The following is a 22,809-nucleotide window of genomic DNA, read 5'->3' as shown; positions in this document are numbered from 1 at the left end:
TGCCACTGGAGGTGCTCTGTGAGTGCAGGCGTGATAACCGGCATCGTGCTGGTTTTCTTACTTTTAGGTTATCTGGTCTATGCCCTGATTAATGCGGAGGCGTTCTGATGGCCGCGCAAGGATTTTTACTGATCGCCAGTTTTTTACTGATTTTATTGGTACTGGCGAAACCATTGGGTTCGGGCCTGGCAAGGCTCATCGCCGCCGTTCCGTTGCCGGGCGTGGCTGGCATTGAGCGTATCCTCTGGCGGACTCTTGGCATTACCGACCACGAAATGAACTGGCGTCAGTATTTACTGGCGCTACTGACGCTCAATCTGCTGGGACTGGGCATCCTGTTTTGCCTGCTGTTCTGGCAGGAGTGGCTGCCCTTAAATCCGCAGCGGCTACCGGGGCTGTCCTGGGATCTGGCGCTGAATACCGCCGTCAGCTTTGTCACCAATACCAACTGGCAAGCCTACAGCGGCGAAAGCACGCTGAGCTACTTTAGCCAGATGGCCGGGCTGACGGTGCAAAATTTCCTGTCGGCGGCGACCGGGATTGCGGTGGTTTTTGCGCTTATCCGCGCCTTTACGCGCCAGAATGTGCACACGCTGGGTAATGCCTGGCAGGATCTGGTACGCATTACGCTATGGATATTATTTCCTGTCGCGTTAATTATCGCGCTGTTTTTTATCCAACAAGGCGTACCGCAAAACCTGTCGGCTTATCAGCCCATCACCACCCTTGAAGGCGCTAAACAACTCTTGCCGATGGGGCCGGTTGCTTCGCAGGAGGCGATCAAAATGCTTGGCACCAACGGCGGCGGTTTCTTTAACGCCAACTCTTCGCATCCGTTCGAAAACCCCACCGCGCTCACTAATCTGGCGCAGATGCTGGCGATATTTTTGATTCCAGCCGCGCTCTGTTTCGCCTTTGGCGAAGCGGCGGGCGATCGCCGTCAGGGACGCGCGCTACTGTGGGCAATGTCATTCATTTTTGTGGTCTGCGTAGCGGTAGTGATGTGGACGGAAGTTCAGGGAAATCCACATCTGTTGGCGGCAGGCGCGGACAGTAGCGTCAACATGGAGGGTAAAGAAACACGCTTTGGCGTGCTGGCCAGCAGCCTGTTTGCCGTCGTCACGACCGCGGCGTCCTGCGGGGCGGTAAATGCCATGCACGACTCGTTTACCGCTCTGGGCGGTATGGTGCCGATGTGGCTGATGCAAATTGGCGAAGTGGTCTTTGGCGGCGTCGGTTCAGGCCTGTACGGCATGTTGCTGTTTGTCCTGCTGGCGGTGTTTATCGCGGGGCTGATGATCGGTCGCACGCCGGAATATCTGGGGAAAAAAATCGACGTGCGCGAAATGAAAATGACCGCGCTGGCGATTCTGGTCACGCCGATGCTGGTCTTGTTGGGTTCGGCGCTGGCGATGATGACGGATGCCGGACGCAGCGCAATGCTGAACCCTGGCCCGCACGGTTTTAGCGAAGTGCTATATGCCGTCTCCTCTGCCGCCAACAATAACGGTAGCGCCTTTGCGGGTCTGAGCGCTAACTCGCCTTTCTGGAACTGTTTGCTGGCGTTCTGCATGTTCGTCGGACGTTTCGGCGTGATTATTCCTGTCATGGCCATCGCCGGATCGCTGGTCAGTAAAAAAGTACAGCCGGCCAGTCAGGGAACGCTGGCGACCCACGGCGCGCTATTTATTGGACTGCTCATCGGCACGGTACTGCTGGTCGGCGCGCTGACGTTTATTCCTGCCCTGGCGCTTGGCCCGGTAGCGGAACATTTCTCTTTACCTTGAGCGATGTGGAGTACATTGATATGAGTCGCAAGCAACTGGCGCTGTTTGAACCTGTTTTACTCGTACAGGCGCTAACGGATGCCGTAAAAAAATTAAGCCCACGCGCCCAGTGGCGTAACCCGGTGATGTTTGTGGTCTGGGCCGGCAGCGTGCTAACCACTCTGTTAACGCTCGCTATGGTAACAGGACAAATAGCGGGAAGCGCCTTGTTTACAGGGGTGATCAGCCTGTGGTTATGGTTCACCGTACTGTTCGCCAATTTTGCCGAAGCGCTGGCGGAAGGCCGCAGCAAAGCCCAGGCAAACAGTCTGAAAGGGGTGAAAAAGACCGCGTTCGCTCGCCGCCTGCGCGCCCCGCGCCATGATGCGCAGGCCGATAACGTGCCCGCCGCTGAACTGCGGAAAGGCGACATTGTCCTGGTCAAAGCGGGCGATATTATTCCCTGCGATGGCGAGGTCATCGAAGGCGGCGCCTCGGTGGATGAAAGTGCGATTACCGGCGAATCCGCGCCCGTGATCCGCGAGTCCGGCGGCGATTTCGCCTCTGTCACCGGCGGCACGCGAATTCTTTCCGACTGGCTGGTGATTGCCTGTAGCGTCAATCCTGGCGAAACCTTTCTTGACCGGATGATCGCGATGGTGGAAGGCGCGCAGCGGCGGAAAACACCTAACGAGATTGCCCTGACGATTTTGCTCATTGCCCTGACCATTGTCTTTTTACTGGCGACCGCCACTCTGTGGCCCTTCTCTGCCTGGGGCGGTAACGCGGTCAGCGTCACCGTGTTGGTGGCGTTGCTGGTGTGCCTGATCCCCACTACCATCGGCGGGTTACTCTCCGCCATTGGCGTAGCCGGAATGAGCCGAATGTTGGGCGCGAACGTCATCGCCACCAGCGGCCGCGCCGTAGAAGCCGCGGGCGATGTCGACGTGTTACTGCTGGATAAAACCGGCACTATCACGCTCGGCAATCGCCAGGCGTCCGATTTTATTCCCGCCCGAGGGGTGGACGAACGCACGCTGGCTGACGCCGCGCAGCTCGCTTCGCTGGCCGACGAAACGCCGGAAGGCCGCAGCATTGTGATCCTCGCCAAACAGCGCTTTAACCTGCGTGAACGCGATGTGCAGTCGCTTCATGCCACCTTTGTTCCGTTTACCGCGCAAAGCCGCATGAGCGGGATTAATATCGATAACCGGATGATCCGTAAAGGCTCGGTGGACGCGATTCGGCGTCATGTCGAGAGCAATGGCGGCCATTTTCCCGCCGATGTCGAGCAAAACGTCGAGAACGTGGCGCGTCTGGGCGCGACGCCGCTGGTGGTAGTGGAAGGCGCGCGCGTACTGGGTGTTATCGCCCTCAAGGATATCGTTAAAGGCGGCATTAAAGAACGTTTCGCCCAGCTACGAAAGATGGGCATTAAAACGGTGATGATCACTGGCGATAACCGCCTGACGGCGGCAGCGATTGCCGCCGAGGCCGGTGTGGACGATTTTCTTGCCGAAGCCACGCCGGAAGCCAAGCTGGCGCTGATCCGCCAATATCAGGCGGAAGGACGGCTGGTCGCCATGACCGGCGACGGCACTAACGATGCCCCGGCGCTGGCGCAGGCTGACGTCGCGGTGGCGATGAACTCCGGCACCCAGGCGGCGAAAGAAGCCGGTAATATGGTGGATCTGGACTCTAACCCGACCAAGTTGATTGAAGTGGTGCATATCGGTAAGCAGATGCTGATGACGCGCGGCTCGCTCACCACCTTCAGTATCGCGAATGATGTAGCGAAATATTTCGCCATTATTCCCGCCGCGTTTGCCGCTACCTATCCGCAGCTAAACGCGCTCAACGTGATGGGGCTGCATTCGCCGAACTCCGCCATTCTGAGCGCGGTGATCTTTAACGCCCTGATTATTATTTTTCTGATCCCGCTGGCATTAAAAGGCGTGAGTTATAAGCCGCTTTCCGCATCGGCCATGCTGCGCCGTAATTTATGGATCTATGGTCTGGGTGGTCTGGTGGTGCCGTTTATTGGTATCAAAGTGATTGATGTGCTGCTGACCCTGCTGGGTCTGGCGTGAGGTGTATGATGATCGGTTTACGTCCTGCTTTTTCGACAATGTTATTTCTGCTGTTATTGACCGGCGGCGTGTATCCGCTTCTGACCACGGCGCTGGGGCAGTGGTGGTTTCCCTGGCAGGCTAATGGCTCGCTGATTCATAAAGACAATGTGATACGCGGCTCAGCGCTTATCGGACAATCGTTTACCGCCGCGGGCTATTTTCATGGCCGGCCCTCCGCCACCGCCGATACGCCTTATAATCCACTGGCGTCGGGCGGAAGCAACCTGGCCGCAAGCAATCCCGAACTGGATGCGCAAATACAGGCCCGCGTCGCCGCGCTACGCGCCGCTAACCCCCAGGCGAGTTCCGCGGTTCCGGTTGAGCTGGCGACGGCCTCGGCAAGCGGGCTGGATAATAATCTGACACCCGGCGCCGCGGCATGGCAAATCCCCCGCGTGGCGGCGGCTCGCCAGCTTCCCGTTGAACAGGTCGCGCAACTGGTTGCAGAATATACGCACAGGCCGCTGGCGCGCTTTCTTGGGCAACCGGTGGTGAATATTGTTGAGCTTAATCTGGCGCTGGATGCGCTACAGGGACACAGAGCGAAATGAACGACGAACCCTTGCGTCCTGATCCGGATCGCTTGTTGGAACAAACGCCCCCGCCCCACCGGGGGAAGTTGAAAATTTTCTTCGGCGCCTGCGCAGGCGTCGGAAAAACCTGGGCGATGCTGGCGCAAGCGCAGCGGCTGCGAGCGCAGGGGCTGGATGTGGTGATCGGCGTGGTAGAGACGCACGGCCGTGAAGAGACCGCCGCGCTACTTGACGGGCTGACCATTCTGCCGCCAAAACGTCACTCGCACCGGGGGCGGCAAATTCGCGAATTTGACCTGGATGCCGCCCTCGCCCGGCGTCCGGCGCTGATTTTAATGGATGAGCTGGCGCACAGTAACGCGCCTGGCTCACGCCATCCTAAGCGCTGGCAGGATATTGAAGAGCTGCTGGAAGCGGGAATCGACGTTTTCACCACCGTGAACGTACAACATCTGGAAAGTCTGAACGATGTGGTGAGCGGCGTCACGGGGATTCAGGTGCGCGAAACCGTCCCCGATCCCTTTTTTGATGCCGCTGATGAAGTCGTACTGGTCGATCTGCCGCCCGACGATCTGCGCCAACGGCTTAACGAAGGTAAAGTGTATATCGCCGGTCAGGCGGAACGCGCTATTGAACATTTTTTCCGCAAGGGCAATCTGATCGCCCTCCGCGAACTGGCACTACGCCGGACAGCCGATCGCGTGGACGATCAGATGCGCGCCTGGCGCGCGCATCCGGGCGAAGAAAAAGTATGGCATACCCGCGATGCGATTTTACTGTGTATCGGGCATAACACCGGCAGCGAAAAACTGGTGCGTACCGCGGCGCGTCTGGCCTCCCGGCTCGGCAGCGTCTGGCACGCCGTCTATGTCGAAACGCCAACGTTACACCGCTTACCGGAAAAACAACGGCGGGCCATTTTAAGCGCGCTGCGCCTGGCGCAGGAGCTTGGCGCGGAAACCGCCACCCTGTCCGCTCCCGCCGAAGAGAAAGCGGTCGTGCGCTATGCCCGCGAGCACAATCTGGGGAAAATCGTCATGGGCCGCCCGGCGTCGCGACGCTGGTGGCGACGTGACGCTTTCGCCGACCGTCTTGCCAGGCGCGCGCCGGATCTCGATCAGGTAATCGTCGCGCTGGAAGAGCCGCCAGCCCGCGCGTTGGCGCAAACGCCTGATAACCGACCTTTTAAAGAGAAATGGCGTGGGCAGATTCAGGGCTGTCTGGTCGCCGTGGCGCTTTGCGCCATCACCACGCTTATCGCTATGCAGTGGCTTGTCACCTTTGACGCCGCCAATCTGGTGATGCTCTATTTGCTGGGCGTAGTGGTGATTGCGCTGCTTTACGGACGCTGGCCGTCGGTGGTGGCGACGGTGATTAACGTGGCGAGTTTCGATCTCTTTTTTATCGCGCCACGCGGTACGCTCGCCGTTTCGGACGTGCAGTATTTGCTGACCTTTGCCGTGATGCTGACGGTTGGTCTGGTGATTGGCAATCTTACTGCCGGGGTGCGCTATCAGGCGCGCGTCGCCCGTTATCGGGAACAGCGTACCCGTCATTTATATGAAATGTCTAAAGCGCTGGCCGTCGGGCGTAGCGAACATGATATCGCCGCGACCAGCGAGCGGTTTATCGCCTCGACGTTTCAGGCGCGGAGCCAAATTTTATTACCTGATACTAACGGTAAGTTGCTGCCTCTCACCCACCAGCAAGGCATGACGCCGTGGGACGACGCAATTGCGCGCTGGAGTTTTGATAAAGGCCAGCCTGCCGGCGCAGGCACCGATACCCTCCCTGGCGTACCTTATCAAATCCTGCCGCTGAAAAGCGCCGATAAAACGTACGGTCTGGCTATCGTCGAACCGGGTAATTTGCGTCAGTTAATGGTGCCGGAGCAGCAACGCCTGCTGGAAACATTTACTCTGCTTGTCGCCAACGCGCTGGAACGACTGACGCTGACCGCCAGCGAAGAACAGGCGCGTCTCGCCAGCGAGCGAGAAAGTATTCGCAACGCTCTGCTGGCGGCGCTGTCGCATGATTTACGCACGCCGCTGACGGTATTGTTCGGCCAGGCGGAAATTTTGACGCTGGATTTAGCCAGCGCAGGATCGCCCCACGCGCGTCAGGCCAGTGAAATCCGCCAGCATATTCTCAACACCACCCGGCTGGTGAATAATTTGCTGGATATGGCGCGTATTCAGTCCGGCGGGTTTAATCTTAAAAAAGAGTGGCTGACGCTGGAAGAGGTCGTCGGGAGCGCGTTACAGATGTTAGAGCCGGGTTTATTGCATCCGATTACATTGTCGCTGCCGCAACAGTTAACGCTTATCCATGTCGATGGCCCCTTATTTGAGCGCGTCCTGATCAACTTGCTGGAAAACGCCGTTAAGTACGCCGGGCCGCAGGCCAGTATCGGCATTGATGCTGCGGTTAAGGACGATCGTTTACAACTGGATGTCTGGGATAACGGGCCGGGTATTCCTGCGGGGCAAGAACAGAAGATTTTCGATAAGTTCGCCCGCGGCAACAAAGAGTCCGCCGTCCCCGGCGTGGGGCTGGGGCTGGCGATTTGCCATGCTATCGTAGAGGTACACGGCGGCACGCTTACCGCCTATAATCGACCGCAGGGCGGCGCCTGTTTCCGTGTTACGCTGCCGCAAGGAAAACCACCTGAACTTGACGATTTTCATGAGGATATGTGACAAACGTTCTGATTGTTGAAGATGAACAGGCCATCCGCCGCTTTCTGCGCGCCGCGCTGGAAGGCGACGGCCTGCGCGTGTATGAAGCTGAAACATTACAACGTGGTTTACTGGAAGCCGCCACGCGAAAGCCCGATCTGATTATTCTCGATCTCGGCCTGCCGGACGGCGACGGAATCGATTTTATTCGCGACCTGCGTCAGTGGAGCGTAATACCGGTGATTGTCCTTTCCGCCCGCAGCGAAGAAAGCGATAAGATTGCCGCGCTTGACGCCGGAGCTGATGATTACCTGAGCAAGCCATTCGGCATTGGCGAGTTGCAGGCGCGTTTGCGTGTCGCGCTGCGACGGCACGCCGCCAGCCCTTGCGCCGATCCGATCGTCCGCTTTTCCGGCGTGACGGTCGATCTCGCCGCACGGTTGATCCACCGTGGCGACGAAGAAATCCATCTGACGCCGATTGAGTTCCGCCTGCTGGCGGTATTACTCAATAATGCCGGCAAGGTATTAACCCAACGGCAGTTATTAAACCAGGTCTGGGGCCCTAACGCCGTGGAGCATAGCCACTATTTGCGCATCTATATGGGACATTTACGCCAGAAACTGGAACAAGATCCCACCCGCCCACGCCATTTTATTACCGAAACCGGAATTGGCTATCGCTTTATGCCGTGAATAGCTATTCATTATTTTTAAATAACTTCTAATTTTTATGTCATTTATTTTCGGCGTCGCGAATAATTATTTTCGCGGCGATATTATATTTTATGGAGAATATAAAAAACATATAATTAACATTTAAGAAACAATCCGTTATTTCACAGCACGATATGCATAATCGCCGACTAATTATTTTTCAAATGATCGTTTTTTGTTGATCTGGTTCACAGATTGCTGGCGCTTCCTGGATAAAATATCCATGCTTTCAATAAATCAATGAAAGGACCTCAAAATGGAAAATAATAATCGTTTTATGCCCCATATAAGGCGGACAACGCATATTATGATGTTTGCCCACCGTAATAGTTTCGACTTTCATTTCTTTAATGCCCGGTAGTTTTTCTGCTACGGGTACTTCAGCATACAGGTCTTTCCGACCCTTATGTCATTCAGGTCTATTGCCTAAATAACTCGAATTGTTAAAAGCGACAGCACGGTAATTCCTTTACGCCCAGCCAGCTAACCATGTGGTTTGACAGAAGAAATTCCGACTCAGCGCAATTTTAGTTATCGCGGTTTCTGCCTGTATATCGTAGTACTCAACTCCTTAAATCCTGAATTCCCTGCAACCGGACGGGTTGGGATTTATTACATCTAAAATAAAGCTAATTTACTGATTTTTTTATCAGCGGGATAGCTTTGATTTTTTCCGGAAGAATCAGTTTCTCATGCGAGAAATTGAGGGCCTGCTATTACCTGAAATAAAGAGATGAAAAATGTCAGAATTAAAAATTGCCGTTAGCCGTCATTGCCCGGATTGTTTTTCTACACACCGTAATATTGTAAATGTTGATGAGAGTCGTTTCATCGACGTGGCTGCCATCGTGTTATCCATCGACGACATTGAACACGGAAAACTCGATGAAATCGACGCAACGGGTTACGGTATTCCCGTGTTTGTCGCGACTCATGACGAAGGGCGCGTACCGCCTGAGTATTTGCCGCGTATCTCTGGTGTATTCGAATATAATGAATCCCGTACTGCCTTCTATGGTCGCCAGTTGGAAACCGCAGCAAGCCACTACGAAACGCAGTTACGTCCGCCGTTTTTCCGCGCGCTGGTGGATTATGTCAACCAGGGCAACAGCGCATTTGACTGCCCGGGGCATCAGGGCGGCGAATTCTTCCGCCGTCATCCTGCCGGTAATCAGTTCGTGGAATACTTTGGCGAAACGCTCTTCCGCTCCGACCTATGCAACGCGGACGTGGCGATGGGCGATCTGCTGATTCACGAAGGCGCGCCTTGCATTGCGCAGCAACATGCGGCGAAAGTCTTTAACGCCGATAAGACCTACTTTGTGCTGAACGGGACCTCCTCCTCTAACAAAGTCGTACTCAACGCGCTGTTAACGCCGGGCGATCTGGTTCTGTTTGACCGTAACAACCACAAATCTAACCACCACGGCGCATTATTGCAGGCGGGCGCAACGCCAGTTTATCTGGAAACCGCGCGTAACCCGTATGGTTTTATCGGCGGGATCGACGCTCACTGCTTCGAAGAAGATTACCTGCGCGAGCTGATTAGCGAAGTCGCGCCGCAGCGTGCCCGCGAAGCACGTCCATTCCGTCTGGCCGTCATCCAGTTAGGCACCTACGACGGTACCATTTATAACGCCCGTCAGGTCGTCGATAAAATTGGTCATCTGTGCGACTACATCCTGTTTGACTCCGCCTGGGTCGGCTATGAACAATTTATTCCGATGATGGCCGATTGTTCGCCGCTGCTGCTGGAACTGAACGAAAACGATCCGGGTATTCTGGTGACGCAGTCCGTTCACAAACAACAAGCCGGTTTCTCCCAGACCTCGCAGATCCATAAAAAAGATAGCCATATCAAAGGGCAATCGCGCTACGTTCCGCATAAGCGCATGAACAACGCCTTTATGATGCACGCCTCCACCAGCCCGTTCTATCCGCTGTTCGCCGCGCTGGACGTTAACGCCAAAATGCACGAAGGCGTCAGCGGTCGCAATATGTGGATGGATTGCGTGGTTAACGGCATCGATGCCCGTAAATTGATCCTCGAAAACTGTCATCACATCCGTCCGTTCGTACCGGAACTGATTGATGGTAAGCCGTGGCAGTCATACCCGACGTCAGAGATCGCCAGCGATCTGCGCTTCTTCCACTTCGTTCCGGGAGAACACTGGCATGCGTTTGAAGGCTATGCCGAACATCAGTACTTTGTCGACCCTTGCAAACTGCTGCTCACCACACCGGGCATTAATGCAGCGAGCGGCGAATATGAAGACTTTGGCGTTCCTGCCACGATCCTCGCCAACTTCCTGCGCGAGAACGGCGTTGTGCCGGAAAAATGCGACCTCAACTCCATTCTGTTCCTGCTGACGCCGGCAGAAGACATGGCGAAGTTACAACAGCTTGTCGCCCTGCTGGCTCGTTTCGAAAAACTGCTGGAAGCTGATGCGCCGTTAGCGGAAGTATTACCGTCCATCTACAAACAGCATGAAGCGCGTTATGCCGGCTATACCCTGCGTCAGCTTTGCCAGGAGATGCACGATCTCTATGCGCGGCACAACGTGAAACAGCTGCAAAAAGAGATGTTCCGTAAATCGCATTTCCCGAAAGTCAGTATGAATCCGCAAGAGGCCAACTATGCCTATCTGCGCGGCGAGGTCGAACTGGTTCGCCTGCCGGAAGCGGAAGGTCGTATCGCGGCTGAAGGCGCTCTGCCTTACCCGCCGGGAGTGCTGTGTGTAGTTCCGGGTGAAATCTGGGGCGGTTCTGTCCTGCGTTACTTCAGCGCCCTGGAAGAAGGGATCAACCTGCTGCCGGGCTTTGCGCCTGAACTGCAGGGCGTTTATATCGAAGAACACGACGGCCGTAAGCAGGTCTGGTGCTACGTCATTAAACCTCGTGACGCACAGCGCTCCCTGCTGAAGGAGGAAAAATTATGAGTAAACCTAAATCCAATAAAATGGGTGTCGTGCAGCTCACAATTCTGACTATGGTCAACATGATGGGCTCCGGGATCATCATGCTACCGACCAAACTGTCTGAAGTCGGCACGATATCCATTATCTCCTGGCTGGTCACCGCCGTCGGCTCGATGGCGCTGGCCTGGGCGTTTGCGAAATGCGGTATGTTTAGCCGTAAATCCGGCGGCATGGGCGGTTACGCCGAATATGCCTTCGGTAAATCCGGCAACTTTATGGCGAACTATACCTACGGCGTCTCGCTGCTGATCGCCAACGTGGCTATCGCCATCTCCGCTGTCGGCTATGGCACCGAACTGTTCGGCGCCGCGCTGACGCCGCTCCAGATCGGTCTGGCGACTATCGCCGTATTGTGGGTTTGTACCATCGCAAACTTTGGCGGCGCGCGTATTACCGGACAGATCAGTAGCGTTACCGTTTGGGGCGTCATCATTCCGGTTGTCGGCCTGTGCATCATTGGCTGGTTCTGGTTTAGCCCCAGCATGTACGTAGCGTCATGGAACCCGCACCATGTTCCGTTCTTTAGCGCGGTCGGTTCTTCCATCGCCATGACGTTGTGGGCATTTCTTGGACTGGAATCCGCCTGCGCCAACGCAGACGTGGTCGAGAATCCAGAAAAGAACGTCCCCATTGCGGTACTGGGCGGTACGCTGGGCGCGGCGGTCATCTATATCGTTTCGACTAACGTGATTGCCGGGATTGTGCCGAACATGGATCTGGCGAACTCCACGGCGCCGTTTGGTCTGGCGTTTGCACAGATGTTCACGCCTGCGGTAGGTAAAGTGATCATGGCGCTGATGGTAATGTCCTGCTGCGGCTCGCTGCTGGGCTGGCAGTTCACTATCGCTCAGGTCTTTAAATCCTCCGCTGACGAAGGCTATTTCCCGAAAGTCTTCTCTCGTGTAACGAAAGTCGACGCGCCGGTTCAGGGGATGTTGATTATTGTGATTATTCAGACTGGCCTGTCGCTGATGACCATTAGCCCGTCGCTGAATAGTCAGTTTAACGTCCTGGTTAACCTGGCGGTGGTGACGAACATTATTCCGTATATTCTGTCGATGGCCGCGCTGGTTATCATTCAGAAAATGGCGAATGTGCCGTCATCAAAAGCGAAAGTCGCTAACTTCGTGGCCTTCGTTGGCGCCATGTATAGCTTCTACGCGCTATATTCCTCCGGTGAAGAAGCCATGCTGTACGGCTCAATTGTGACCTTCCTCGGCTGGACGTTATACGGCCTGGTCTCACCGCGTTTTGAATTGAAAAATAAACACGGCTGATGGCGCGCCCGGGCTGCGGTAACGGTAGTCCGGGCATTTTCACTCTTTGAATAAGATAATAGAAATGAGTAATCCAGAACGGGAAGTCACTGATATAGCAGAAATACTGGCTATTCTCAGTAAACACGAAGTGTGTCGGATAGGGTTTAATGACAATCTCTGTCCGTATGTTGTCCCCGTAAATTTTGGCTACGAGTATCAGAACGGACGCTGGATATTTTATTTTCACGGCGCACGCACCGGGAAAAAGATGCGTCTGTTACGTAAGAACCCGGCAGTATGCATTGAAATGGACGGCGACCATGCATTACTACGTGCCGATGACCCCTGTGATTATAGCTACGCCTACACCAGCGTTTTCGCCACCGGACTGGCATCGATATTGCAAACGCGCGAGGAGATGCGCCACGGCCTGGACGTCATTATGCGTCAGACCGATCCGGGAAAAACCTTCAGTTATCGGGAAGATATGATGAAAGCGGTTTGCGTGGTGCGTATCGAATGCGACGCCCTCACCTGCCGCCGACATCTGGCGACTCAGAGCGAATAAGTCAGATATCACAAGCGCCTTATCCGGCCTGGAGGCGATTTACAGGCCTGATAAGCGCAGCGCCGTTAATACAAAAAAGGAGCCGTAAGGCTCCTTTTTCTTCCATATCGCCCATCAGGCGTTTTTCAATACTTCGCTAACGATTTCAACGGCTTCTTTCTCAATCTGCTTGCGATGTTCTTCCCCCAGGAAGCTTTCGCAATAGATCTTATAAGCGTCTTCCGTACCGGATGGACGCGCGGCGAACCAGCCGTTATCGGTCATTACCTTCAGGCCGCCAATCGATGCGCCATTACCCGGCGCTGCGGTAAGACGCGCGGTGATCGGGTCGCCTGCCAGCGTGCTGGCGCTGACCATTTCCGGAGACAGTTTAGACAATGCCGCTTTCTGGGCCGAGGTCGCTGCCGCCTGCAGACGGTTATAGCTCGGCGCGCCAAAACGCGCTGCCAGTTCATTGTAATGCTCTTGCGGGTTTTTCCCGGTAACGGCGGTGATTTCCGCCGCCAGCAGGCACATGATGATACCGTCTTTATCGGTAGACCACGGCGTACCGTCGAAACGCAGGAACGAAGCGCCCGCGCTCTCTTCCCCGCCGAAACCAAAGCTGCCGTCGAACAAACCGTCAACAAACCATTTGAAGCCTACCGGCACTTCCACCAGCTTGCGTCCCAAATCATTCACCACGCGGTCAATCATCGCGGAAGAGACCAGCGTTTTACCGACAGCCACGTCTTTGCCCCACAGAGGACGATGCTGGAACAGATAGTTAATGGCGACCGCCAGATAATGGTTCGGGTTCATCAGCCCTGCAGGCGTCACGATGCCATGACGGTCGTAGTCCGGGTCGTTGGCGAAGGCCAGGTCAAACTTGTCACGCAGCGCCAGCAAACCCGCCATCGCGCATTCGGAGGAGCAATCCATACGGATCGCGCCATCTTTATCAAGGTGCATAAAGCGGAAGGTTTGATCAACCTGATCGTTAACTAACGTCAGGTTAAGCTTGTAATGCTCAGCGATACGTTTCCAGTATTCAATACCGGAGCCGCCCAGCGGATCAACGCCCAGCGTCAGACCGGCTTTCTGAATCGCCGCCATATCAACGATATCCGCCAGCCCTTCGACAAATGGCTGTACCAGATCTACCGCTTTAACGTGGCCCGAGGCCATTGCCGCATCCAGAGAGATGCGCTTAACGCCTTGCAAGCCGCCCGCCAGCAGCGCATTGGCGCGATCTTCTACCACTTTAGTGACGTTGGTATCCGCCGGGCCGCCATTGGGCGGATTATATTTAATACCGCCATCTTCCGGCGGGTTGTGCGACGGCGTAATGACAATACCATCAGCCAGCGGGCCGCCTTTTTTGTTATGGACCAGGATAGCATTTGACACGGCAGGCGTTGGCGTAAAGCCATTATTTTCCTGCACGATAACGTCTACGCCGTTTGCCGCCAGCACTTCCAGCACGGAAATGAAGGCCGGTTCCGAGAGCGCATGGGTGTCTTTCCCCACATAGCAGGGGCCGGTAATGCCATTCTTCGCCCGCTCTTCAGCAATCGCCTGGGCGATCGCCAGAATATGCGGTTCGTTGAAACTGTGACGACCTGCGCTACCGCGATGGCCGGAAGTGCCAAATTTCACGGCATGTTCTGCATTCCCTGCCTCCGGTTTCAGTACATAATACTGCGCCGTCAGTTGGGCGACGTTAATCAAATCACTCTGTTGCGCGGGTTGTCCTGCGCGGTTGTGGATTGCCATTGCCTGGTCCTTCTAATGCAAGGATTAAATTGTTCCGCAAACCTTTTCAATCAATTCCGCCGGGAATTGCATTGACTGCATGATGTGTTCGATCATGCTGCATTTACGGCCGGTGTTGGTGTTGGTGATCACCCAGTACGGCGTGCCGGGAACGTGCTTAGGTTTAGTTTGATTCCCATTTTTCAGCAGCGTTTGTTCATCCGCCGCAAAATAGACGCGCGTGCGGCCATGCAACGACTCCGTCGCCTCCGCAAACGCGTGGTGATCCAGTGAATAGAGTGTAGTCAGAATCAGCATAAAGCGGTTGACCGCTTTTTTCTGCTCGGCATATTCGTCAGACAACAGCAGCTCACGCATCGCGCGAACTTTGTCTTTTACCGGGTTGACCGGTTTCACTTCGGCAACGGGTTGCGCCGCAGGCGTCCCCTTCACCGCTGAAGCCGTTGGCTGTGTCGTGGCGGAAAACTTCAACATACGCCGTAAAATGTCGGATGCGCTCTCGCCGATATGCTTGGTGTGGCTGGCAATATAGCTATAGAGTTCATCATCAACTTCAATCGTTTTCATCTTAATCCAGTGCGATGTCTTTGCTGAATACAAGTCATTGGGATTATAGGAACAAATCCCAACAGCGGATAGCGTTAAGCCCGGCTGACAAAAAAACTCGGAGTAAACCTTAGAGGTTGCAGCCCAGTGGCAGAATGGTCAACATAATACCCTAACCCGACAGAGCGAAAAAAAGAACTTTGCCATGAAATTAAACATCCGAGCGCAATCTGCACAAAACCTGCACAATAATTCCCCCATCGTTCTCGTTCATGGTCTGTTTGGCAGCCTGGACAACCTCGGCGTACTGGCGCGCGATCTGGTGACCGATCACGACATTATTCAGGTCGATATGCGCAATCATGGTTTATCGCCGCGCGATCCGGTCATGGATTATCCGGCAATGGCCCAGGATCTTCTGGATACGCTTGACGCGCAGCAGATTGAAAAAGCGACGTTTATTGGTCATTCCATGGGCGGAAAAGCGGTAATGGCGCTGACGGCGCTGGCGCCCGATCGCATCGATCGTCTGGTCGCGATTGATATCGCCCCCGTGGATTATCACGTTCGCCGCCACGATCGCATTTTCGCGGCCATTAACGCCGTCAGCGAATCCGACGCGACATCCCGCCAACAGGCGGCAGGGATTATGCGCCAGCACCTCAACGAAGAAGGCGTGATCCAGTTTCTGTTAAAATCCTGGGCTGAAGGCGAATGGCGTTTTAATGTTCCGGTATTATGGGAGCAGTATCCGCATATCGTCGGCTGGGAAACCATTCCGCCCTGGGAACATCCGGCGCTGTTTATTCCAGGCGGTAACTCGCCGTACGTGACCGAAGCGTACCGCGACGCGCTGCTGGCGCAATTCCCTTTGGCGCGCGCGCATGTGATCGCCGGCGCGGGCCACTGGGTACATGCCGAAAAACCAGAGGCGGTTCTGCGCGCCATCCGCCGTTATCTGCACGATAAACGCTAACTGATTAAAAACTCATCGCCTGTGCGCGATTACGCGCGCGGGCGTTGGCGTCGCTTCCTCGCTGATGTATGATGGCGCGCTATCCATCCGGGCATAAGCCTGGCTGATTGTTTCCCCCGAAGTCACCAAAATCATGGCCAAAGAACAAACGGACCGTACGACATTAGATCTGTTCGCGCACGAGCGTCGCCCGGGACGACCTAAAACGAATCCGCTTTCGCGCGATGAACAGTTACGCATCAACAAGCGCAACCAGTTAAAACGCGACAAAGTTCGTGGCCTCAAGCGTGTCGAATTAAAACTCAACGCACAAGCGGTTGACGCGCTGAATGAGCTGGCCGAAGCGCGCAACATTAGCCGCAGCGAGCTCATTGAAGAAATATTAATGAAGCAGCTTATGGCGCTGCGCGGCCAGGGTTTAGTCTGAAAATAAGTTTTGTTTCATATTTCGTGTAGCAGAGCGTGCAGTCCCGCGTGATTGCTGTTTCCGCATATCTGCCTGTTCTGCTATGATTGCCCTTATCCGTGGGCAATTCGCCACCACCATTTCAATAAGTTTCAAGAGGTTATTTTACTCATGGCAATCACTGGCATCTTTTTCGGCAGCGACACCGGTAATACCGAAAATATCGCAAAAATGATTCAAAAACAGCTTGGTAAAGACGTTGCCGATGTGCATGACATTGCAAAAAGCAGTAAAGAAGACCTGGAAGGGTATGACATTCTGCTGCTGGGCATCCCAACCTGGTACTATGGCGAAGCGCAATGTGACTGGGATGACTTCTTCCCGACTCTCGAAGAGATTGACTTTAACGGTAAGCTGGTGGCGCTGTTTGGCTGTGGCGATCAGGAAGACTACGCGGAATACTTCTGTGATGCGCTGGGCACGATTCGCGACATTATTGAGCCGCGCGGCGCCACGATTGTGGGTCACTGGCCAACCGCAGGCTATCATTTTGAAGCCTCTAAAGGTCTGGCTGACGACGATCATTTTGTCGGTCTGGCGATTGACGAAGACCGTCAGCCTGAACTGACCGCCGAGCGTGTTGAAAAATGGGTTAAGCAAGTTTCGGCTGAATTGCACCTCGACGACATCCTCAACGCCTAATCTTATGCGGCGCAGCGTTATATCTGCGCCGCATCAATAGACAAGACCAATCAAAATAATTGCTACAAATTTGTAACTTTCGCACCCATCCCTGTACAATGTCCGGGTGTAATCAGGTGGCGCCAGAATTTGCAGGCAAAACCACAGTTTTATTAACATCTGCGAGAGACTTGCGGTTTTCATTTCGGCATGGCAGTCCTATAATGATACGCATTATCTTGAGTGCAATTTCTGTCACTTCTCTAATGAAGTGAATCGTTTAGCAACAGGACAGATTCCGCATGACTGACAACAATACCGCATTAAAGAAGGCTGGCCTGAAAGTAACGCTTCCTCGTTTAAAAATTCTGGAAGTTCTTCAGGAACCAGATAACCATCACGTCAGTGCGGAAGATTTATACAAACGCCTGATCGACATGGGTGAAGAAATCGGTCTGGCAACCGTATACCGTGTGCTGAACCAGTTTGACGATGCCGGTATCGTGACCCGCCATAATTTTGAAGGCGGTAAATCCGTTTTTGAACTGACGCAACAGCATCATCACGACCATCTTATCTGCCTTGATTGCGGAAAAGTGATTGAATTTAGTGATGACTCTATTGAAGCGCGCCAGCGTGAAATTGCGGCGAAACACGGTATTCGTTTAACTAATCACAGCCTCTATCTTTACGGCCACTGCGCTGAAGGCGACTGCCGCGAAGACGAGCACGCGCACGATGACGCGACTAAATAAGTGTAAATCTTTCGAAGAGCCAACCGCCCGGTTGGCTTTTTTATATCCTCCCCTTTCCTGCCGCTTGATGTTGATTTAATGTAAAAAACGCTATCGCATCTCAGGAGAGCAGGAATGGAGCTTCGCCAGTTACGCTATTTCGTGCGTATTATTGAAACCGGCAGTATGGGCAGCGCCGCACAGGATCTTGATATTGGCGTTTCAGCCTTAAGTCAACAGATGTCCCGTCTGGAAAACGAGCTTGCTATCCGTCTGCTGCAGCGCACCTCGCGCGGCGTAACGCCAACCAACGCCGGGCTGGCCTTTTATTCACAGGCGCAACTCGCCCTGCGTCATGCCGACGACGCGATTCTCGCCGCCAGAGAAGCGCGCCTTTCCGGTCATGTGAGCGTAGGAATGGCCCCCAGTACCGCCTCCATACTGGGTATACCGTTTATCCATGCCATGCAGGAAAACTATGCCGATGTCCGACTGCATGTGGTGGAAAGCTTGTCCGGTAATCTGGAAAGAATGATCAATACCCGCCAGATTGATTTAGCCGTTGTCTTTCAAAAAGATAAAATCCTGCGCTGGAGCGCCAGACCGATCCTTGAAGAACAGCTTTTTCTGATTGGCTCCCATGCCCTGCTGGCGGCGCTTCCTGATAACCCGATCACACCTGAACAACTGGCAGGCATTCCGCTCATTATGCCAAGCCAGGGACATGGGCTGCGCGGCAGGCTGGACGCTGTCTGCCAGGAACATGCGCTTAACGTTGAGATCGTCGCGGAAATTGACGGTCTGGCGTTGTTGATGCGCGCCGTGCGCGACGGTCTTGGCGCCACGTTGCAGCCCGGCGCGGCGATTTCTCATCTGGATAACGACGCGCTACGCGTGATCGGCGTCCATAATCCGGTACTCAGCCGCCCCAATTTTTTAGTCAGCCTGTCGGATGATGAACTGACGCCCGCCGGCCTTGCCGCCAGAGTAGTCCTTACCAAAGTTATGCGTCAGTTAGTCGACGCCGGTGAATGGCCAGGCGCAACCCTTTACGCTTACTAAACCCCTGTTTAGCGCTACCTGATAGCGCGCCGCTTATTTATCCGTATACATTTCAATTACAAATTTAACAAATAGTTAAATGGTACGGGAGTATAAGATGGTTGATGTACTGGTGATAGGCGGAGGCAATGCCGCATTATGCGCCGCCCTGACCGCACGGGAAGCGGGCGCATCGGTTCTGCTGCTGGAGGCTGCCCCGCGAGAATGGCGCGGCGGAAATTCTCAGCACACACGAAACCTGCGCTGTATGCATGATGCGCCGCAGGATGTGCTGGTAGAAAGCTATCCTGAAGAGGAATTCTGGCAGGATCTGTGGCGAGTCACCGACGGCAACACCAACGAGGCGCTGGCGCGGCTGGTCATTCGCACCTCTTCGCAATGCCGCGACTGGATGCGCAAACATGGCGTTAACTTTCAACCGCCGCTATCTGGGGCGCTCCACGTTGCGCGCACCAATGCGTTTTTTATGGGCGGCGGGAAAGCGCTCGTCAATGCCTATTACCGTAGCGCCGAACGGCTGGGCGTACAGATTCGCTATAACACGCCGGTTCACGCGCTTGAACTTCATGACGGCGAATTCGTGGCAGCGCTGGCGGGTAGCGAACGGATTACCGCCAAAGCCTGCGTATTAGCGGCTGGCGGTTTCGAATCAAACCGTGAATGGCTGCGGGAGGCCTGGGGAGAAAACGCCCGCGGCGAATGGCCCGCGGATAATTTTCTGATTCGCGGCACGCGTTTTAACCAGGGCGTATTACTCAAATTTATGATGGATGCCGGCGCGGATATCATTGGCGATCCGTCCCAGTCGCACTGCGTAGCGATTGATGCCAGGGCGCCGCTGTACGACGGCGGTATTTGTACTCGCGTGGATTGCGTATCGCTGGGTATTGTCGTGAATCGCGACGCCGAACGTTTTTATGATGAAGGCGAAGATTTCTGGCCGAAACGTTACGCCATTTGGGGGCGGCTGGTGGCTCAACAGCCAGGACAAATTGGCTATTCGATTATTGACAGTAAAGCCATCGGCCACTTTATGCCGCCGGTTTTTCCTGGCGCGCAGGCCAATACGCTGGCTGAACTGGCCTGCCAGTTGGGGCTGGACGCGGAAAAATTTACCCATACCGTCACGCAGTATAACCAGGCCTGCCAACCCGGTCATTTTGATCATACCTTGCTTGATGACTGCGCCACCAAAAACCTGACGCCGGCGAAAACCCACTGGGCGCGCCCGCTTGATGCGCCGCCCTACTACGGTTATGCGCTGCGACCCGGCATCACGTTTACCTACCTGGGTCTGAAAGTCAATGAACGTGCCGCGGTGCATTTTGCCGGTCATCCAAGCCGTAACCTGTTTGTTGCCGGCGAGATGATGGCAGGAAATGTTCTGGGCAAGGGGTATACCGCAGGCGTAGGCATGTCTATCGGCACAACCTTTGGCCGCATTGCGGGAATAGAAGCCGCCCGCGCGGCGCACAAGGAGGCGCAGCATGAAACAGCTTGAAAAATTAATCATTGAGGCCACCGTGCTTACCGAACCGGAAGCCGAGGTCGAACGCGTCATGCAAGTGTGTAACGCGTGTCGCTACTGCGAAGGTTTTTGCGCGGTATTTCCGGCGATGACCCAGCGGCTCGAGTTCGGTAAAGCCGATATTCATTATCTGGCGAATTTATGTCATAACTGCGGCGCCTGCCTGCACGCGTGCCAGTACGCGCCGCCCCATGAATTTGCCATTAACGTGCCGAAAGCGATGGCGCAAGCCCGCCTGGAGACGTATCAACAGTATGCCCAGCCCGCCGCTTTTGGCGCGTTATACCGTCGGGCGGGGATCACCGTCGCGCTGGCGCTGATAGTCGGTCTGACGCTCTTTTTATTACTGGCGATGGCGCTGAAAGGGTCGCTGATTCATCCGCCGCTGGCCGGTGACTTCTATCAAATTTTTCCGCATAGCCTGCTGGCATGGATGTTTGGCTCAGTTTTTGTGCTGGCAATCGGTTTGCTTATGGCGGGCGTAATTCGCTTCTGGCGTGAGATCTCGCCGGGCGTACCGCGTTCGGCAGAGATTGCGGAAGCGTCGCACAATGCGTTAACGCTGAAATATCTCGACGGCGGTCACGGCAAAGGCTGTAACGAAGCGGACGATGCGTTCACGCTGCTGCGCCGTCGCTTTCATCACTTTACCTTTTACGGTTTTATGCTCTGTTTTGCCGCCACGGTCGTGGCGACGGGCTATCACTACGTCGCCGGTTGGGAAGCGCCCTACCCGTTTTTTAGCCTGCCGGTCATGCTCGGCACGCTGGGCGGTATCGGTCTGCTTATCGGCCCGGCCGGGCTACTGTGGCTCAATCTGCGGCGGTCGCCGTTACATGGCGATGCGCGCCAGAAACCCATGGATCGCGGCTTTATTCTGCTGCTGTTCTTAACCAGTCTGACCGGGCTGGCGCTGCTGGCAGGCAGAGACACCAGCGGAATGGGCATACTGCTGGCGCTCCATTTAGGCGTGGTGATGGCGCTCTTTCTCACCCTTCCCTACGGAAAATTCGCCCACGGATTTTTCCGCTGCGCGGCCTTACTCAAATGGGCAGTTGAGAAGCGACGCGGAAAACATGCGGGGGATACAGGCAACTGACCCGCAACATCTTACCCATAAAACAATAAAGACAGTGGAGAGCAAACCCTATGGCACAACACACACCTGCAACATCGCGCGCCGGCACGTTCGGCGCAATACTGCGCGTGACAAGCGGCAATTTTCTTGAACAGTTTGATTTTTTCTTGTTCGGATTTTACGCCACCTATATCGCCAGAACGTTTTTTCCGGCGGAAAGCGAATTTGCCTCATTAATGTTGACCTTTGCCGTCTTTGGCTCCGGTTTTTTAATGCGCCCCGTCGGCGCGATTGTGCTTGGCGCCTATATTGACAGAATCGGACGCCGTAAAGGGCTGATGGTGACACTGGCGATTATGGGCTGCGGTACGTTGCTCATCGCCCTCGTCCCCGGCTACCAAACGATCGGCCTGGCAGCGCCTGCGTTGGTGCTGTTGGGCCGGTTATTACAAGGATTTTCTGCGGGCGTTGAGTTAGGCGGCGTCTCGGTCTATCTGTCCGAAATCGCAACGCCAGGCAATAAAGGGTTTTATACCAGCTGGCAATCCGCCAGTCAGCAGGTCGCGATCGTTGTTGCCGCGTTGATTGGTTATAGCCTGAATATCACGCTGGGACACGACGCGATATCGGAGTGGGGCTGGCGAATTCCGTTCTTTATCGGCTGTATGATCATTCCGCTGATTTTTGTTTTACGTCGTTCATTACAAGAAACAGAAGCGTTTTTACAACGCAAGCATCGCCCCGACACCAGGGAAATTTTTGCAACTATCGCCAAAAACTGGCGCATTATTACGGCCGGAACGCTGCTGGTGGCGATGACCACCACAACGTTTTATTTTATCACCGTTTATACGCCGACCTATGGCAGAACCGTGCTTAATCTCAGCGCGCGGGACAGTTTGATCGTCACCATGTTAGTGGGGGTGTCCAATTTTATCTGGTTACCCATTGGCGGCGCGATTTCCGACCGGATTGGCCGTCGCGCCGTGTTAATGGGCATTACGTTGCTGGCGCTGATCACCACCTGGCCCGTCATGCAGTGGCTGACCGCCGCGCCCGACTTTACCCGCATGACGCTGGTACTGCTGTGGTTCTCTTTCTTTTTTGGCATGTATAACGGCGCAATGGTCGCGGCGTTAACCGAAGTGATGCCAGTCTATGTGCGTACCGTTGGTTTCTCGCTGGCCTTTAGCCTGGCGACGGCGATTTTTGGCGGCCTGACGCCGGCCATCTCTACCGCGCTGGTAAAGTTAACCGGCGATAAAAGCTCGCCCGGCTGGTGGCTGATGTGCGCAGCGTTATGTGGACTTGCCGCGACGGCGATGCTGTTTGTACGTCTGAGTCGCGGCTATATCGCGGCAGAAAATAAAGCCTGAAAAAACCACGGGCGGAAAACATTCGCCCGTGGGTGGC

The 22,809-nt window shown here is 54.8% G+C and carries 20 protein-coding genes and 1 pseudogene; 19 read left to right on the top strand and 2 right to left on the bottom strand.

Annotation, left to right across the window (positions count from 1 at the left end):
- Nucleotides 1-18: 18 nt before the first annotated feature.
- The 10 genes from kdpF to ACH0VJ_RS16225 all read left to right on the top strand — a co-directional run bounded on the left by kdpF (nt 19) and on the right by ACH0VJ_RS16225 (nt 12,630).
- Nucleotides 19-108, top strand: a complete 90-nt coding sequence (gene kdpF / locus ACH0VJ_RS16270) for a K(+)-transporting ATPase subunit F (protein ID WP_001670793.1) — start codon at nt 19-21, stop codon at nt 106-108.
- Entirely contained in the window at nt 108-1,787 is a 1,680-nt protein-coding gene (kdpA, locus tag ACH0VJ_RS16265) for a potassium-transporting ATPase subunit KdpA (RefSeq protein WP_000730070.1), read from the top strand. The genes kdpF and kdpA overlap by 1 nt, the downstream gene beginning before the upstream one ends.
- A gap of 20 nt (nt 1,788-1,807) precedes the next feature.
- Nucleotides 1,808-3,856 carry a potassium-transporting ATPase subunit KdpB gene (kdpB, locus tag ACH0VJ_RS16260; protein ID WP_000088034.1) on the top strand — a complete coding sequence of 683 codons (2,049 nt, stop codon included), beginning with the start codon at nt 1,808-1,810 and terminating at the stop codon, nt 3,854-3,856.
- A gap of 8 nt (nt 3,857-3,864) precedes the next feature.
- Nucleotides 3,865-4,449 carry a potassium-transporting ATPase subunit KdpC gene (kdpC, locus tag ACH0VJ_RS16255; protein WP_000579804.1) on the top strand — a complete coding sequence of 195 codons (585 nt, stop codon included), beginning with the start codon at nt 3,865-3,867 and terminating at the stop codon, nt 4,447-4,449.
- On the top strand, nt 4,446-7,130 hold the full coding sequence (kdpD, locus tag ACH0VJ_RS16250) for a two-component system sensor histidine kinase KdpD (protein ID WP_000997466.1): 2,685 nt from the start codon (nt 4,446-4,448) through the stop codon (nt 7,128-7,130). The genes kdpC and kdpD overlap by 4 nt, the downstream gene beginning before the upstream one ends.
- Nucleotides 7,127-7,804: a two-component system response regulator KdpE gene (gene kdpE, locus ACH0VJ_RS16245; RefSeq protein WP_000186061.1), complete on the top strand. Its 678-nt coding sequence runs from the start codon at nt 7,127-7,129 to the stop codon at nt 7,802-7,804. Before kdpD ends, kdpE begins: the two co-directional genes overlap by 4 nt.
- A gap of 277 nt (nt 7,805-8,081) precedes the next feature.
- Nucleotides 8,082-8,186, top strand: coding sequence for a leader peptide SpeFL (gene speFL / locus ACH0VJ_RS16240; RefSeq protein WP_015632840.1), 105 nt, complete (start codon nt 8,082-8,084; stop codon nt 8,184-8,186).
- Between the two features lie 379 nt (nt 8,187-8,565).
- On the top strand, nt 8,566-10,764 hold the full coding sequence (gene speF, locus ACH0VJ_RS16235; RefSeq protein ID WP_001292402.1) for an ornithine decarboxylase SpeF: 2,199 nt from the start codon (nt 8,566-8,568) through the stop codon (nt 10,762-10,764).
- Nucleotides 10,761-12,080 (top strand): putrescine-ornithine antiporter, encoded by a 1,320-nt coding sequence (potE, locus tag ACH0VJ_RS16230; RefSeq protein WP_000042658.1) that lies wholly within the window; start codon nt 10,761-10,763, stop codon nt 12,078-12,080. Before speF ends, potE begins: the two co-directional genes overlap by 4 nt.
- A 64-nt stretch (nt 12,081-12,144) precedes the next feature.
- Nucleotides 12,145-12,630, top strand: a complete 486-nt coding sequence (locus ACH0VJ_RS16225; RefSeq protein ID WP_000070053.1) for a pyridoxamine 5'-phosphate oxidase family protein — start codon at nt 12,145-12,147, stop codon at nt 12,628-12,630.
- 114 nt (nt 12,631-12,744) lie between these two features.
- On the opposite strand, the gene pgm is transcribed toward ACH0VJ_RS16225, so the two are convergent.
- Nucleotides 12,745-14,385, bottom strand: coding sequence for a phosphoglucomutase (alpha-D-glucose-1,6-bisphosphate-dependent) (gene pgm, locus ACH0VJ_RS16220; protein ID WP_000974385.1), 1,641 nt, complete (start codon nt 14,383-14,385; stop codon nt 12,745-12,747).
- Nucleotides 14,386-14,409: 24 nt separating this feature from the next.
- Nucleotides 14,410-14,952, bottom strand: a complete 543-nt coding sequence (gene seqA / locus ACH0VJ_RS16215; protein WP_000848398.1) for a replication initiation negative regulator SeqA — start codon at nt 14,950-14,952, stop codon at nt 14,410-14,412.
- Between the two features lie 184 nt (nt 14,953-15,136).
- On the opposite strand from seqA, the gene ybfF reads away from it, so the two are divergent.
- The 9 genes and pseudogenes from ybfF (at nt 15,137) to tcuC (ending at nt 22,772) form a co-directional block, all read left to right on the top strand.
- Nucleotides 15,137-15,907: an esterase gene (gene ybfF / locus ACH0VJ_RS16210; protein ID WP_000773245.1), complete on the top strand. Its 771-nt coding sequence runs from the start codon at nt 15,137-15,139 to the stop codon at nt 15,905-15,907.
- A gap of 133 nt (nt 15,908-16,040) precedes the next feature.
- Complete coding sequence (gene ybfE / locus ACH0VJ_RS16205; RefSeq protein ID WP_001040939.1) at nt 16,041-16,334, top strand: LexA regulated protein; 294 nt, start codon at nt 16,041-16,043, stop codon at nt 16,332-16,334.
- Nucleotides 16,335-16,484: 150 nt separating this feature from the next.
- Nucleotides 16,485-17,015, top strand: coding sequence for a flavodoxin FldA (gene fldA, locus ACH0VJ_RS16200; protein WP_001018621.1), 531 nt, complete (start codon nt 16,485-16,487; stop codon nt 17,013-17,015).
- Nucleotides 17,016-17,218: 203 nt separating this feature from the next.
- Nucleotides 17,219-17,304 (top strand): annotated as a pseudogene (locus ACH0VJ_RS16195) (ryhB-regulated fur leader peptide).
- The gene (fur, locus tag ACH0VJ_RS16190; protein WP_000131699.1) at nt 17,297-17,749 is read left to right on the top strand and encodes a ferric iron uptake transcriptional regulator; all 453 of its coding nucleotides are present in this window, start codon (nt 17,297-17,299) and stop codon (nt 17,747-17,749) included. The pseudogene ACH0VJ_RS16195 and the gene fur overlap by 8 nt, the downstream one beginning before the upstream one ends.
- 114 nt (nt 17,750-17,863) lie before the next feature.
- Nucleotides 17,864-18,790 carry a tricarballylate utilization LysR family transcriptional regulator TcuR gene (gene tcuR, locus ACH0VJ_RS16185; RefSeq protein ID WP_000423371.1) on the top strand — a complete coding sequence of 309 codons (927 nt, stop codon included), beginning with the start codon at nt 17,864-17,866 and terminating at the stop codon, nt 18,788-18,790.
- A gap of 97 nt (nt 18,791-18,887) precedes the next feature.
- The gene (gene tcuA / locus ACH0VJ_RS16180; RefSeq protein ID WP_000228705.1) at nt 18,888-20,291 is read left to right on the top strand and encodes an FAD-dependent tricarballylate dehydrogenase TcuA; all 1,404 of its coding nucleotides are present in this window, start codon (nt 18,888-18,890) and stop codon (nt 20,289-20,291) included.
- Complete coding sequence (tcuB, locus tag ACH0VJ_RS16175) at nt 20,278-21,417, top strand: tricarballylate utilization protein TcuB (RefSeq protein WP_000811134.1); 1,140 nt, start codon at nt 20,278-20,280, stop codon at nt 21,415-21,417. The genes tcuA and tcuB overlap by 14 nt, the downstream gene beginning before the upstream one ends.
- 50 nt (nt 21,418-21,467) lie before the next feature.
- On the top strand, nt 21,468-22,772 hold the full coding sequence (gene tcuC / locus ACH0VJ_RS16170) for a tricarballylate/proton symporter TcuC (protein ID WP_000057014.1): 1,305 nt from the start codon (nt 21,468-21,470) through the stop codon (nt 22,770-22,772).
- The last annotated feature ends 37 nt before the right edge of the window (nt 22,773-22,809 follow it).

Origin of the sequence: Salmonella sp. 2020_1459 (assembly GCF_043847915.1) — a bacterium.
Taxonomy (GTDB): domain Bacteria; phylum Pseudomonadota; class Gammaproteobacteria; order Enterobacterales; family Enterobacteriaceae; genus Salmonella; species Salmonella enterica.
This window is presented reverse-complemented; position numbering and strand designations above follow the sequence as displayed.